Origin of the sequence: Novosphingobium subterraneum (assembly GCF_000807925.1) — a bacterium.
GTDB classification, from domain to species: Bacteria; Pseudomonadota; Alphaproteobacteria; order Sphingomonadales; family Sphingomonadaceae; genus Novosphingobium; species Novosphingobium subterraneum.
The window spans coordinates 22184-36292 of sequence record NZ_JRVC01000021.1; the positions used below are offsets into that span (position 1 = coordinate 22184).

Below are 14109 nucleotides of genomic sequence, written 5' to 3' on the forward strand. Positions count from 1 at the left end.
GGCATAAATCATGGCTTTATGCCTCATAATGAGCTATCGAGTGAGTTATAAAGCGGGAACGAATGCCTCATGAAGTGGAATTGGCAGCAGCCGGACTGGCCTGATTTTCGCTGGAATAGCGAAGCCCTGGCCGTGCACGAGGCCCGTTTCCTGCAGCAATCCGGGATCATGATCGGCGTGGTGAAGCACCTCGGCGATGAGGACCGCACCAGCGTCGTGCTCGACGTCATGACCGACGAAGCGATGAAGACCTCGCAGATCGAAGGCGAACTGCTCAATCGCGACAGTGTCCAGTCTTCGCTGCGCCGCGAGTTCGGTCTCGAAACCGAAGCCCGCCGGATCCCGCCTGCCGAACGCGGCATCGCGGAAATGATGATGGCGCTCTTCCGGGACTTCGCCGCTCCACTGACCGAAGAGGTCTTGGGCGACTGGCATCGCCTGGTCCTGAGTGGGCGCAGCGACATCGACGTCGTTGGCCGTTACCGTGAGCACGAAGATGCGATGCAGGTCGTCTCGGGAGCCTTGCACAAGCCCACCGTCCATTTCGAGGCACCACCGTCGCGCGAAATGGCGGCGGAAATGGCGCGGTTTCTCGAATGGTTCGCGGCTACCGGCCCTGGCGGCGCTACGCCCCTACCCGGCCTAACCCGGTCTGGCCTCGCGCACCTCTACTTCGTGACCATTCACCCGTTCGAAGACGGCAATGGCCGTATCGGGCGCGCGATCGCGGAGAAGGCACTGTCGCAGGCAATCGGGCAGCCAAGCCTGATCGCGCTGTCGCAGACCATCCAGCGGCGGCGCTCGGCCTATTACGACGCACTCGAAGCGGCGAACAAGTCCAACGAGATCTCCGACTGGCTCGCCTATTGGGCTGAGACTGTCCTTGATGCGCAGACCCACAGCCTGGCGCTGATCGACTTCCTGCTGGAGAAGACCCGGTTCCACGACCGGTACCGGGGGAAGCTCAACCCGCGGCAGGAGAAGGTCATTGCGCGCATGTTCCGTGAGGGGCTCGACGGGTTCAAGGGCGGGCTCAGTGCTGCCAACTACATCACGATCGCCGACACCTCGCGGGCCACGGCAACCCGCGATCTTCAGGAGCTGGTCGCGCTCGGCGCGATGGGGCAAACGGGAACGCTCAAGGCCACCCGTTACCACCTGATCCTCGATGCTGTTGCCGGGACAAACCCGCCGGTCAATCAGGCGTAGTCCCTGGGCCCGTCATCGCCTGCAGAATGGCCTCGGCCTTGTCGGTTGGCACGAACACCCGGGTTTTGTAGGCGATGATCTCGGTGAAGCAGCCCATAGCCTTGAGCTCGGGGATGCGGGCCGCCTCGGCGCCGACGATCTCGATCCGGCGCGCCCCGTTCACCCGGGACGTGCGAACGGTGAAGTTCAGCGGATGCGGCGCCTTCCACGTGCCACCACCGAGAATGGCTTGGGCGATCTTGGCCGGGTCAGTCTGCGCTTTGCGCGAGACGCCAAGCTTCTCGAGCGTCGCATCGACGTAGAGGTCATGGACGTGCCGACCGAGCCACGAGGCGCCGGACTTGTCGACGATGCGGTTGACCGTCAGGTCCTCTTTAGGAAGCGCGCCCCAGATCGGCAGCAATAGCCCGGTCGCAAGAAACACCGTCTCGGTCACCAGCTGGTTCTCGTCAGCGGCGTATTCTGCTTCCCACAGCGCGCTGAACTTGGTCTGGGCGACAGGCTCCCAGGCGGTCTCGTCCAGCCTGCCCGCAAGGATGTATTCGCTGCGCAACGGGCGGACGAGTTCGAACCGGCGGATAAGCTCGCCCTCCTCGTCCATGTGCGACGGCGCAGGGATCGCGAGCGCGACCTTGCCCGACTTGGCGTTGCGCAGAAACAGCGGCTTGTTCTCGTATGAGGCCATTTTCAGCACGCGCTCGAGCGCGAGCAGCTTACGCCGCTGGGTCAGCGACAGTTCGAGGAGGTGCGAGGTCGCCCCCGTCACCGGATCGGTACGGATCACCGTGTCGGAGAGCACCTCGCAGGTCTCGGCCGCGACGGTCTCGACGCCGATATCGAAAGTCCCGGCCTCCTTGGCCGCCGACACCCGCGTCTCCACCAGAGTCAAGAACTCGTCGAAGATGGCATTCTGGACGGCGATCTTCATTGCCAGGATGCGATTGAGCCAGCGCTGGATCGGCGGCAGGTCCTCGCGCAGCACTCCGTCTTGGTCGGTGAGTTCAAGCCCGCTCATGGCCTGGAATTCTTTCAGCGACGTGCTCTTGAGTTTGCCGGTGGCCAGCAGCCCGTACCAGTCGTGCAGCGCGTGCTTGGCGTAGGCGCTCTCGAGGTTGTCTGCGGCATCGAACATCCCCTGCCCGCCGGTCTGGCGCTGGCCGCGCGTCAGCGCACCGAGCGCATCGAGCCGCCGCGCGATCGTGCTGGTGAACCGGGCTTCGCCTTTGCAGTCGGTGGTGACCGGCCGAAACAGCGGCGGGCAGGCCTGGTGGGTGCGGTGCGTTCGTCCAAGCCCCTGGATCGCGCGGTCGGCTCGCCAGCCCGGCTCAAGCAGAAAATGCACGCGGCGCTGCTGGTTCTTGGCATCGAGGCTCGCATGGTAGCTGCGGCCCGTTCCGCCGGCATCGGAGAACACCAGGATACGCTTTGCCCCCGTCATGAACGCGGTGGTTTCGGCAAGGTTGGTGCGCGGCGAGCGGCTTTCGAGGCGCTGCTGGCCGCTGCCATCGCGGACCAGGCGTTTGGAGCGCCCAGTAACTTCGGCCACCGCGCTGACCCCGTAGTGCTCTAGCAAAGCGTCGAGCGCGGTCGGGATCGGCGGCATCGCGCAGATATGCTCGATCAGCTGCTCGCGAGCGGCCTCGGCCTGCGGGTTGTGGACCGGGTTGCCGGCTTGGTCCCACATTGGCCGAGAGCGAACGTCGCCGAGTTCGTCGACGTATTCCTCCATCTGCCGGGTCGGGAAAGCGCGGGTGAGGTAGTCCACGATGGCTTCTTTGCAGTCGCAGTTTATGTCGAGCGTGGTGGCGGGAGGCGCAGGTTTCCTTCGGTTTTCCATGATTTCACTCCAGATAATTACGGTTCCCTCGACCTCAACAAGTCGAAGGAACCAACATGCGATCAAGATCATCATTGCCGTTTCGAGCGGCCCCGCTCCGGGTCGAAGACCCGCCCAGTCACGGCACCCTTCTCACCACATTCCTCTCCTCTCAGTCGCTCGACGAGAAGTCAGGCTGTGCGGTTCTGTTTGGCGCGGCGGTCCGCCATTTCCTGCATTGGCTGGGCCTGCATAGGATCGCCATCCGCACGATTGACGATCGGGCTGTCCGGCGGTTCGAAAAGCATGGGTGCCGGTGCCACCGGTATTCGGCGCAGCAAGCGCACTACAAGGCTGACCAAGCAGCAAGGGTCAGGCGCTTCGTCCGGTTCCTGGAAGATCAAGGCTACGTCGAAGTCGACGACGGGATCGACGATCTGCCACGGCACCTCGCCGACTATTCCGATGCGATCGATCGCCTGCAACTTGCCGAGGGACCGGCACAGGCCTATCGGTCCGAGGCCGAGCATTTCGTGGCCTGGCTTCGCATGGCGCGGCGCCAATGGATCGATATCGATGACACGATCATCGACCACTATGCAGCGCATGATTGCCGATGCCCGGTCTGGCGCAAGCGGGGCAAGTTGGTCGCAACGGGCACCAAGCGGCGGCGGCGATGCGCACGGCACTTCGTCGAGTTCCTGCGAGGCCGGGGCGCCATCCCATTGGTTGAACCGGTGGCGGACGATGACCCGCACATGTCGGCTTACTTGGCATGGCTCAAGCAACACCGCGGCGCCACGGACGAGACGATCCGGCGCTACCGGACCGATATCAGACGGCTCATGCCAATGCTGGGCGAGCCTTCGCAATGGGATGCCGCCGGACTCAGGAGCGCATTCCAACGACGAAGCAAGGAGACGCCGGGGTCGGCATCGCTGCTCGTCACGATAATGAGGAGCTACATCCGGTTTCTGGTCGTGCGTGGCGAGTGCCGGCCGGCATTGTTGCATGCAGTTCCATCAGTACAGCGCTACCGCCTTTCGACGCTGCCGCGCCACGTCGACCCGGCAACGATCGAGAGGATCATTGCGGCCTGTCCGACAGATCGTCCGGTGGAAGTCCGGGACAAGGCCATCATTCTCCTGCTCGCCAGGCTCGGCCTGCGGGCTGCCGATATTCAGAACATGCGTCTCGACGACATCGACTGGCGATCCGGCCACCTGACGGTCAAGGGCAAGACGCGTCGACCGGACCGCCTGCCATTGCCGCAGGATGTTGGCGACGCGATCCTGGCATATCTTGCGGCAGCCCGCCCGAAGGCCGCCGAAGAGCATCTGTTCCTGCGTGCACAAGCACCGTTTCGGCCATTCCGCTCGTCCGCTGAGATAGCGGGCATCGTCGCTCGTACGCGCGACCGCGGTGGGATCGAAGGAGTGCCGACCGGGTCGCACATATTCCGGCATTCGCTTGCCACCAACCTGCTGCGCGCGGGCGCAGGCCTGGAGTCCGTCGGGACCATCCTGCGTCACAGCTCGCCCGAGACCACTGCCATCTACGCCAAGGTCGATCTGCCGATGCTCATGAAGATCGCGCAGCCCTGGCCGGGAGAACAGTCATGCTGAACATCCACATTTCCAGATACGTGGCGCTGCATCGCAGCCTCGGGCTGAAGTTCTCTGAACAGGAACGCATGCTGCGCCTGTACGCCGCCTACGCCGGGGGTTTCGGCGATCGGCACACTCAGGTCCAGCGCATCTACGACTGGTGCCATACGTCGAGCTCACAATATGTGGCCCGCCGGAGGTTCGACACCGCACGTAACTTCAGCCTTTTCGCTCACGCCGAAGATTCAGGCCACGAAGTTCCGCCTGCCGGCGTCTTCGGTCGGGGCAAGCGGCCACGCCCGACGCCGACCATCATTGAGCCGGACCAGGTGCGGGCGATCATGACTGCTGCATTGGACGTTCCACCCCAAGGCACGATCAGCCCACACACGTACCATTACCTGTTCGGGCTGCTGGCGGCGACAGGTCTCCGGATTTCCGAGGCCCTCGCATTACAATGCAAAGATCTGGTCGAGGATGGCCTGATCGTCCGCAACGGCAAGTTTGGCAAGCAGCGGCTGATTGCCTTGCAGCCATCGACGCGCCAAGCACTCGAAGCCTATCTCGCCCTCCGCGAGAAGCACGCGGCCAGGGGCAACGACCTGTTCGTCACTATCCGGGGACGGGCACCGCACAAGGTGCGCGCCCACGTCGTGTTCGTCAGATTGGCCCGGCAGCTCGGATATCGTGGACCAACCGGTACGGCGGGCATGCGACTCCACGATCTGCGGCACACCTTCGCTGTCCGTTCCCTTGAGTCCTGCCCACCTGACAGGGAGGCCATCGCTCACCACATGGCCGGTCTCAGTGTCTATCTGGGGCACGCGTCGGTCGCCAACACGTACTGGTATCTCGAGGCCACTCCGGTGCTGCTGCGCGACATTGCGGCTGCGAGCGAGCAGCTTTACCGGGGAGAGGCGGCATGACGGCGCTCGCTCCGCATCTCTCGGCATACCTGCGTGAGCATCTGCCACGCGAACGTGCTGTCAGCCCGCACACAGTGAAGACTTATGCCAACTGCTTCGTCCTCCTCGTTCAGTTCGCTGCCGATCGGCTGAAGCGTCGGCCGACCGATCTTGAGATCGAGGATCTCGGCCCCGACATGATCATGGCTTTCCTGGACCATGTCGAGACCGGGCGCGGCAGCTGTGTGCGGAGCAGCGCGGCAATCTTGGCGCCGTCGTGGCGATAGACTGAAGAGCCCGGAAATAGGCCTTCGAGCAGCTCAGCGCGGGTAGGTTCGAGTTCGTTGAGAAGGAACTGCTTCACCGCGCCTCTTGCCAGCGCAGCGATGATCCCGGTGCCGGCGCTCGGTTCGAGGAAGATATCTTCGGACCCGAGGCGCGCGAGATGGACGGCAAGGCACGCCAGCGCCGGCGGGGTAGAAAACTGCTGGAAAGCGATCTGGTCTTCGCTGCGCACCGTGTGGGTCGGTAATTCCCGAGCAAGCGCCTCGAGCGTGCCGATGGCAGCACCGGCGTCCATTCGGCCGACCAGTTCCGGAATTGCCATGGCCAGCGCCACCTCAAGCGCCTCGAAACTCTCGCGCTGGGTCCAGGCTCCCGCAGCATCGTTGCCGCCCGAGCTCTCGGTCATGGCCTCCGTGAGAGCCGCTCGATCGATGGGAATGGCGAGCAGGAGCTTGGCAGCAAGCGTTCGCGCAGCGCCGAGAATGGCGCTGCTGCCTGAGATCGTAGCGGTCATGGAGGTCTCCGGGAGAATTGTGAGGTCTGCTGCCGACCGGCGGCACATCCCCTGCAGCCCCCCTCCCCTCAGCGCTTCAGGAGCTGCGCCCAGTCGTTCATGCGTCCCGGTGGCCACTCGGTGTTGATCGCAAGGCCCGGTCGGGCCAATGCTTGCCGCGCACGGGCTTCGGCGCGGCGGCCTTCAGGGTCGTTGTCAGCAAGCAGGAACACGCGCTCAACGCTGGCCGGGATCTCGACCTGGTGGAAGCGCTTGGCGCCCATGGTGGCCCATGCCTGGATGCCGGTCAGTGAGGTGTATGCCGCGGCAGTCTCGAAGCCCTCGCAGAGGCCAATCGTTTTGCCCGGTGGTCCGTTGGTCCAGGCAGCGCCGATCGCTCGCCCGAGGACGAGCTTCTCGGTGTAGTGGGCCGTCGTTGGATCGAGGAATATCCGCTGGATCGCGACGATCTCGCCCGCCTTGCGCATCGCGACCAGCAAGGCTGGCTCAAACTGAACGAGCCTCCCCTGCCCTTTCGGACAGCGCGGATGAAATCGCAGGTCTTCAAGCGGTGCCCAGACGTTGCGGACTTCGCGGACATAGCGCTCGGCCAGCGTGCCCTCGATCTGACGAGCTGCCTGCCAAATCGCAAGAAAGGCTGATGGCTGGTGAGCCTGTCTGCCAACTACCTCAGCGGGGCCAACGCTTGGCAGGTCGGCGATCCTGCGAAGCGCTCGAAGAACATCGGTAGCATCACAACCGGCATGGCAGGTCACGAGGATGCTGCGATCGCCTTGCCTGATCGCCAGTGACGGCGTTCGGTCTGCATGGGACGGGCAACGACACATCGCGGTGTTGCCCGTCCACTTGCCACCTAGGCGGGCGACGAGGGTTCGGAGATCCGATGTAGGGTGATTGCTGATGAGGGGCATAACCGCCCAGCTCAGCCCTACTCCCCTCCCCCGACGCGAATCAGCCGTCGGCGATGTGCTCGGAAATCATCGGTCAGTTTGCGCCTGCCTGAGCGCGCCGGTCAGCATATTTGATAACGAAGGCCTCCCAGACCCTGAGCCACTCGGCATCAGTGCGCGCTTGCTTGATGCCAGGGAAGCCCGCACGAAAAGCGTTTGCCATGGTATCAACACACCACGGCTTACCTTTATCGAGACCGATCGCCCGAAACTTCGTCTCTCGGTCGCCGTATGTCAGGCTACCGCCCGGAAAATGCTGCAGAGGTTCGGTGGTCTTCGTTTCGCGAAGGGGCGTGCGAGCCATCTTCGGGACCGATGATCTCGGTGCGGTTTCCAACGCTGGTGCACCAATGACACGCAGGTGCGGACCGACGAGCTTTCGCTCCAATGGGGCTGGCGAAGGTCGCAACACCACCTTGCGACCGCTGAAATCGACATCTGCGTTGGGATACACCGCCGAAACCAACTGCATGGTCTCTCGCACGGTTTGCCGGAAACGCTTGCTGTCGGCGTCATTGCCCAAGTGCTTGGCCAGTTGATCCCAGGAGATTACTTGCCCCCGGTCACTGCCGATCCGTGGCAGTCGATACGCAAGGTAGGTATAGAGGTCGAGCGCAGTTGGGGTGCCCTTGAGCTCTCGAATAGCGACCTCGTTAAGCGGTACGGCATGATCAAGCAGGTGGCTGTAGAATGCCTCTGACATCCGAATTTCACGCGCAAATGCGCCGTTTTTCTCAAGCGATCCGGCGTACTCGTTGGAAATCTTCACATCCCGAACAGCGAATGCGTTGTCCCCACCCTCGTTACCCTCCCAGCGGATTTGCCATTCGCAGGCAAGCAGCCGGTCCACCTGCTCCCTCATCAAATTGGCGGTACCGCGAGGTCCATAGGAAACTGTCTGATAGCCAAGACGGCGCATCCACTCAGTGAAATTGCGACCCAAGTAGACGTCGCGCGAACGCTTCGTGACTGCTTGCGACAGCAGATAGATCAGCGCGACGCGCGGATAGGCCCCATACGGTACTCCGAGGCTTCGAAGTGTCGGCTTGCCATCGACGGTTTGCAATATGGGCCTGGGGTTGATCGCCAGCGCATACTTTCCGTCTTCGCGAAGGATGGGTTGCGTATCATCCTTCGGCCGCTTCGTGGGCAGGGACATCGCGCAAAGCGCTGAATGCAGAAATGCCGGTACGGGCTCTTCATCCTGAACCCTGAGAAACGCATCCATGGTCAGCTGAGTGCCGGCAGACTGCGCTAGTGACCTGACTCGCTCTTCACCACCGCCTAGCATTGCTAGAGCGTATTGATGTCCGATTGGACGCAGTGTGTCTCCGCTCATTGAACCGTCCCTTCCCGACTCATTGGAGCCCCGGGTTGGTCGTTAATCAACAGGTTTGATCTTCGAAAGCAAGGCCATTGGCAGTTTTGACGGATTTCCGGGCCTGAAACCTCCAAACACGCCGATGATCTCGGAGCGGTTTGTTGGCGCACAACAAAATCCAATGACCAAAATTCAAAAACGATTCGCAAATCGGATTTTCTTAGGAGATTCCTTTAGTAGGTATGGGCTCCGAGATCATCGGTCTCAAGAGAACCGAGATCATCGCTTAAATGCACTGAATTCATCGGTTTGCACCGAGATCATCGGTGATTGTCCACAGGGGGCCAAACTAGGCACACACGTCCTTGTGCGACCGCCGATGCGCGTCACAAGATTGAACTCCCTGCTCCCTGGCGACCAGTGACTTTTCGATCCGTCCTACCCCTCTGATTCGGCGCTAGCCTGAAAAGAGCACGGAGATCATCGGTCACTTTGTAAGATTGGTGGCCAAAGTTTGCTCAAAACTGCCAAGAGTGCTAATTCGCCCGCTCAATCTCACAAAGCGGTGACCATGGCCAGCGAAGCAGCGCTCGACGCACAAACCGATGAACTCCTGGAAGACGGCTTGGGGACCTTACATCGAAAGGCCCTCACCATCCTTAAGCGTATTCGCGATGGAGCCCTGGATCCGGAGACCGGCCAAAAGGTCGGGCCGTGCTACTCAATCTCGAAGGCGGCCGCGCTCGTCGGCCGAACTGCCTCTGCAATCCGTGAGGCCGAGCGCGATGGGCGACTGCCGCAACGCGATCGAACTGCGTCCGGCCATCGGGTCCAGTACACCTTGGAAGAGCTCGATCAAATGCGCGCCGTTTTCGGAACTCGCCCCTGGCGAGAACCAACCGACACGCCCGCGGTTATCTCCGTGTCCAATTTCAAAGGTGGTGTTGGGAAATCGACAGTCGCGCTGCATCTCGCTCAGCATTTCGCCATTCACGGTTACCGCGTTCTGTTCATCGACTGCGACAGCCAAGCCAGCTCGACGATGATGTTCGGATATCGGCCCGACGTGGATCTGACCGAAGACGACACTCTCTACGGGCATTTTCATAATCCCGAACTCCTCGGGGTGCGGTCCATCATCCGCAAGACTCACTTCTTTGGCCTCGACCTGATCCCAGCCAACCTCAAACTCTACAATCTCGAATACGAGATCGCGGGCTACCTGGCGCAGAATCAGAACTTCGACATCATCGATCTGATCGCCGAAGCTATCGATACGGTGGTCGACGACTATGACGTCGTTGTCATGGATCCGCCGCCGGCTCTCGGCATGGTCTCCATGGCGGTACTTCAAGCAGCCAATGCGATGGTCATTCCCGTACCGCCGAGTGTGATCGACTTCGCGTCTACCGTGTCCTTTATCGACATGGCTCGCACCACGATGAAGCAGCTTGAGCAAATCGCGGGCAGGGTGAAGCCAGCTTACAACTTCATCCGCCTGGTTGGGAGCAGAGTGGATGAAAGCAAGTCTATGCACCGGGAAATCCTGTCGATGATGCGGCAGGTCTTTGGCGGTTCAATGGCGACATCTGTTCTGAAAACCAGCGCGGAAATCGACAACGCCAGCTCACGCATGAAGACCGTTTTTGAGCTCGACAGGCCAGTGACCTCGCATGAAGTTCACAACCGTTGCATGAAGCATCTGAGCGACGTCTGCAGAGAGATTGAGACTGACGTCCTGCGCACTTGGGCGAGCAGGGCAGGGGAGGCGGTTTAGTCAAAGTTGCCACGTGGCAACTCGGGCATAAAACCGCATATTATCAACGTCATGTCAGTGAAATTTGATTGGTTGGTATGAGGCTTGAGGCGTGGGATTGAGGCAGTTTCTTGGGAATGTTGCCACGTGGCAACTTACCAAATCTGGCGGCCTCACAGCGGCTCATGGAGGGCAGTTGCCACGTGGCAACTATGCCTCCGGCGAATAAAGAAGAGAGGTTCGGGATACGATATGGCCAAGGGAAATCGGGGCTTCGGAAGCAGCCTGACGGAAGGGCTGGATGACGATATCGAGGTTGGCGCGCCGGCTCCCTCCGAAAGCATTATGGCAAGCCGCAGTCAGAGTTTGGCAAGGATCGCGGCAGGCAAAGTCGTGACCGACCGGACGGAGTGGGTTGATCCCGCGCGCTGCCGACCTTGGCGCCTTCATAACCGCGACCTCGACCATCTTTCCGAAGATAGCTGCCGCGATCTAATCGACGCATTTCTCTCCGCTAAGAAGCAGCGAATCCCGGCAATCGTCCGTCGCCTCAAGGACGACCCTGATCACGACTTCGAGATCATTGCGGGCGTTCGTCGTTGGTGGACGGTTCAGTGGCTGCGTACCCACCACCATCCCGAATTCGAATATCTCGTAACGATCCAGAACGTCTCCGACGAAGAGGCATTTCGGGTTTCCGACATTGAGAATAGGTCTCGGAAGGATATCTCCGACTGGGAGCGCGCGAAGGAATATTCCCGCGCGCTCGACGAGTTTTACAACTCAAACCAAAGTGAGATGGCCGAGCATCTGAAGATATCGAAGTCGTGGCTCAGCCGCCTGCTGGACGTGGCGCGGCTACCATCAGAGATCGTTGCTGCTTTCCCGGACACCCATGGCATTACCGTGCGGGTGGCGCGAGACATCAAGCCACTGACTTCTGACAGGCGCGCACTGGATCTCATGATCGCCGAAAGCCGTGCGATCGTGGCTGAGCGCGATGATCTTGGAACTGCGCTTCCCGCTCCAGAGATTGCGAAGCGCCTCATCCGCGCAACGGTCGCTCCAGTGAAGTCATCGAACTCCGATGCCGAAGTGAGGGGGGCGAATGGCAAGGTGATCTTGCGCTATGCGCATTCGGCGAGGGGAGGGCACACGTTCAAGGTTCCTGCTCGAAGCGGTGCATCAACGGCTGAGGTTCTGAAGGCGATCGAGTCCGTCTTGCAGAAAAGCTGATCCAAATGCCCATCCTGACCGCTTGGGGGCGGTGCCCGAGATAAATCGCCTGCGTGAATCACTGAGACTCGACTGATTCAAAATTCCCGTTGGATTGCATGAATCCTCGTGCGGCATTTATGCGCGCATGGACACCCCGACCCACGGCAGCTTCATTTGGCTCGAAGCCGTCTGCGCAGAGCGCAATGTCGCCCGGCGCTATACCGTCGCGGTGAGCCGCGACCTGTTCGGGGCCTCGATCGTCGAGTTCGCCTGGGGGCGGATCGGCACTAAAGGGCAGGGGAGGGCGGTCTCGTTTGCCGACGAAAACGAAGCCGCACGCTTTGCCCGCCAGTTGCTCAAGCGCCGGGCGTCAGCCCCCAAAAGGATTGGCGTGCCCTACCGCGAGGTGTCGTTGGCGCCGTAACGCGCCTCAGGAGGCCCTGGGAGCCGCAATGGGGGCCAGGGCATGGTCACCGGGGCGCAGGGTGGCCAGATCGGCCCTGTCGAGCGCTGCGGCGGCCTGCGAGGCCGTTCGGCGGGTCACATCAAGCGCGCGGGCCAGTTCGGCGCGGGTGAGGGGTCCCAGGCTCAGGATCAGCTGCCACACCGCCGGCGCCTGCGATGAGGCGTAGAGCCCCGCCAATCGTTCGTCGCCCAGCGCAAGCGCTGTACGCACTGCGGCCAGGTCGGTTGCCACATCGGTCGCGGCCGCATCGATCGCGGAGGTCAGCAAGGCGGAAAGGGGCCTTTCCAGGTCCGCCTTGAATAGGCTGCGCGGGGCGAGACCGGCCAAGGCCAACGGTGCGGCGCCAAGCCCGAACACATGCGGGCGCATCGCCGCGGCGAGCGAGGCCGCCCAGGCGCTGCCCCGCGCCGCAAACCGCTGGAACACCTTGCCCTCGATCACCACCTCCTCGCTGCCCAGTTCGAGGAAGTCGATCTCATCGTCGCGCAGTTGCTCGAGCCATTCTTCCAGCGTCGCCAGCGGATCGCGTGCCGGCAGCAGCGCATCAAGCCGCGCCAGCGCCCGATCTGCCGGATCGCACGCGCTGGTGAAGCTCTCGGTCGTACCTTTGGCGGCGAGCGCGAGGCGCGCTGCGCGGGCGAGGGGAGGGGACCCGCGCCTTCCGATCCACGACAGGAAATCGCGCCGTTCGTTCGCGTACCACGAGCGGGTCAGCTCGGCCGCCTCGAGCCCGGGATTGTGCTCAGGGCCTTGGTTTTCCTGAGGAAAATCGCGGACATGGACGCGCCACAACCGCCTGAGCGAAGCCAGCGCCAACCCTTGCCCCACCTCCGCGCCCAGGAACGGCAGCGCCCCCTCGAGCCGTGCGAGCGCCAGTTGCCACGGGGGAGGGGAGGGTGCCATCACTGCCAATAATATAGGAATGGATCGAAAAGTATACTCTGCATTGAGGCCTTATTCTGGCCCCTTCCACTGTCCGATAACGGCCCATCACGGATACCTGCGCCGGCGTGATTTTCCCTGCTCGTTGGTCCCAATACCGGCGGAAAGCCGCGGAATCACGTGGTTGCTCGGCACTAGCCAAGAGCGACAGAAGATTATATCTAACGGGGGCAACCGTTCTGATGGGACCATTAAATGGAATGTGACAAATAGCATTGATCGGCTACGCCCGCGTTTCCACGGATGAGCAGGATACGGTCGCCCAGCAGGATGCCTTGCGCGTGCAAGGTTGCGTGGAGATCTTCGAGGACAAGGCGAGCGGTGCCAGCAAGGAACGTCCAAACTTAGCACGTGCACTCGGACGGGCGGGGCAGGGCGATACCCTGCTGGTCGTAAGGATTGACCGCTTGGCTCGTTCGCTGTCGCATCTGCTGGAGATCGTCGAGACCCTGCGAGGAAAGGGCGCATACTTCCGTTCGATCCACGACCCGATCGACACGTCGAGCGCGCAGGGCATGCTTATGACCCAGATGCTTGGTGCGTTTGCCGAGTTTGAACGAGCCCTTATCCGGGAACGGACGCGGGCAGGCATCAAGGCTGCCGTCGCCAGGGGAGCGAAGCCTGGCAACCCGAGAATGCGGGAACGTGATCCCGTGGCGATCTCGAATATTCGCGTCAGCCACAACGAGCGACATCTGAACGAACTGCTTGATGGCAGGCATCGCTGGCTGCCGACAGTCGAACGCCTCCGCCCACATTTGCCATGGGCATTGGTTCTGCGTCAGGTGCTGGCGATCACGCCACCGGTCCGTTCGTTCAGCGAGCGAACTCTGGTTAAGGCGTGCCGTAATTTGGTGCGTGCAAGCGTTGCCAACCCCGCGATTCTGCAGAAGTCACCGCGATTGCCGCCCGATACACGGGTGGCCCGCCTTGTTGCCGACCGTCTCAACACACATCCCGATGCAACTCTGCGCGACATCGCCACTTGGCTTTCTCGGGACTTGAGGGAACCGACACCCCGAGATGGCCTTTGCTGGACACCCGAGAGCGTTCGTCGAGTCATCTCGCAAGCGCGAGCCTTGCATCTCGTTGCTTAATCCTTGCCATACTACCGGGCGAT

13 protein-coding genes are annotated in these 14109 nt (G+C 61.8%); 8 read left to right on the top strand and 5 right to left on the bottom strand.

The window, feature by feature from the left end; translation table 11 throughout:
• Positions 1-69 precede the first annotated feature (69 nt).
• Positions 70-1209: a Fic family protein gene (locus NJ75_RS17655; protein WP_010890900.1), complete on the top strand. Its 1140-nt coding sequence runs from the start codon at positions 70-72 to the stop codon at positions 1207-1209.
• Here NJ75_RS17655 and NJ75_RS17660 read toward each other — a convergent pair.
• Positions 1196-3121: a strawberry notch C-terminal domain-containing protein gene (locus NJ75_RS17660; RefSeq protein WP_039336894.1), complete on the bottom strand. Its 1926-nt coding sequence runs from the start codon at positions 3119-3121 to the stop codon at positions 1196-1198. The genes NJ75_RS17655 and NJ75_RS17660 overlap by 14 nt on opposite strands.
• On the opposite strand from NJ75_RS17660, the gene NJ75_RS17665 reads away from it, so the two are divergent.
• Together NJ75_RS17665 and NJ75_RS17670 are read left to right on the top strand one after the other, a co-directional pair.
• Positions 3103-4650 carry a tyrosine-type recombinase/integrase gene (locus tag NJ75_RS17665; RefSeq protein ID WP_039336896.1) on the top strand — a complete coding sequence of 516 codons (1548 nt, stop codon included), beginning with the start codon at positions 3103-3105 and terminating at the stop codon, positions 4648-4650. The two genes, NJ75_RS17660 and NJ75_RS17665, sit on opposite strands and share 19 nt — an antisense overlap.
• Positions 4644-5558 carry a tyrosine-type recombinase/integrase gene (locus NJ75_RS17670; RefSeq protein WP_019053427.1) on the top strand — a complete coding sequence of 305 codons (915 nt, stop codon included), beginning with the start codon at positions 4644-4646 and terminating at the stop codon, positions 5556-5558. Before NJ75_RS17665 ends, NJ75_RS17670 begins: the two co-directional genes overlap by 7 nt.
• 109 nt (positions 5559-5667) lie before the next feature.
• Here the strand turns inward: NJ75_RS17670 and NJ75_RS25155 are convergent, their stop codons facing one another.
• Both NJ75_RS25155 and NJ75_RS25525 read right to left on the bottom strand, forming a co-directional pair.
• Positions 5668-6336, bottom strand: a complete 669-nt coding sequence (locus NJ75_RS25155) for an SAM-dependent methyltransferase (protein ID WP_039336898.1) — start codon at positions 6334-6336, stop codon at positions 5668-5670.
• A 68-nt stretch (positions 6337-6404) separates the two neighbouring features.
• The gene (locus NJ75_RS25525; protein WP_439822786.1) at positions 6405-7037 is read right to left on the bottom strand and encodes a DUF7146 domain-containing protein; all 633 of its coding nucleotides are present in this window, start codon (positions 7035-7037) and stop codon (positions 6405-6407) included.
• Between NJ75_RS25525 and NJ75_RS25165 the strand changes: the two genes are divergently transcribed.
• Positions 6984-7127, top strand: coding sequence for a hypothetical protein (locus tag NJ75_RS25165; protein WP_156135851.1), 144 nt, complete (start codon positions 6984-6986; stop codon positions 7125-7127). The genes NJ75_RS25525 and NJ75_RS25165 overlap by 54 nt on opposite strands.
• Positions 7128-7320: 193 nt before the next feature.
• Here the strand turns inward: NJ75_RS25165 and NJ75_RS17685 are convergent, their stop codons facing one another.
• Positions 7321-8625, bottom strand: a complete 1305-nt coding sequence (locus NJ75_RS17685) for a replication protein RepA (RefSeq protein WP_010890897.1) — start codon at positions 8623-8625, stop codon at positions 7321-7323.
• A gap of 553 nt (positions 8626-9178) precedes the next feature.
• Between NJ75_RS17685 and NJ75_RS17690 the strand changes: the two genes are divergently transcribed.
• The 3 genes from NJ75_RS17690 to NJ75_RS17700 all read left to right on the top strand — a co-directional run bounded on the left by NJ75_RS17690 (position 9179) and on the right by NJ75_RS17700 (position 12005).
• Complete coding sequence (locus tag NJ75_RS17690; RefSeq protein WP_011906626.1) at positions 9179-10384, top strand: AAA family ATPase; 1206 nt, start codon at positions 9179-9181, stop codon at positions 10382-10384.
• A 231-nt stretch (positions 10385-10615) separates the two neighbouring features.
• Positions 10616-11599 (top strand): ParB/RepB/Spo0J family partition protein, encoded by a 984-nt coding sequence (locus NJ75_RS17695; RefSeq protein WP_010890895.1) that lies wholly within the window; start codon positions 10616-10618, stop codon positions 11597-11599.
• Positions 11600-11726: 127 nt separating this feature from the next.
• Entirely contained in the window at positions 11727-12005 is a 279-nt protein-coding gene (locus NJ75_RS17700) for a WGR domain-containing protein (RefSeq protein ID WP_011906627.1), read from the top strand.
• A 6-nt stretch (positions 12006-12011) separates the two neighbouring features.
• Here the strand turns inward: NJ75_RS17700 and NJ75_RS17705 are convergent, their stop codons facing one another.
• Complete coding sequence (locus tag NJ75_RS17705; protein WP_011906628.1) at positions 12012-12950, bottom strand: hypothetical protein; 939 nt, start codon at positions 12948-12950, stop codon at positions 12012-12014.
• A gap of 248 nt (positions 12951-13198) precedes the next feature.
• On the opposite strand from NJ75_RS17705, the gene NJ75_RS17710 reads away from it, so the two are divergent.
• Entirely contained in the window at positions 13199-14086 is an 888-nt protein-coding gene (locus tag NJ75_RS17710) for a recombinase family protein (RefSeq protein WP_039336903.1), read from the top strand.
• Positions 14087-14109 lie beyond the last annotated feature (23 nt).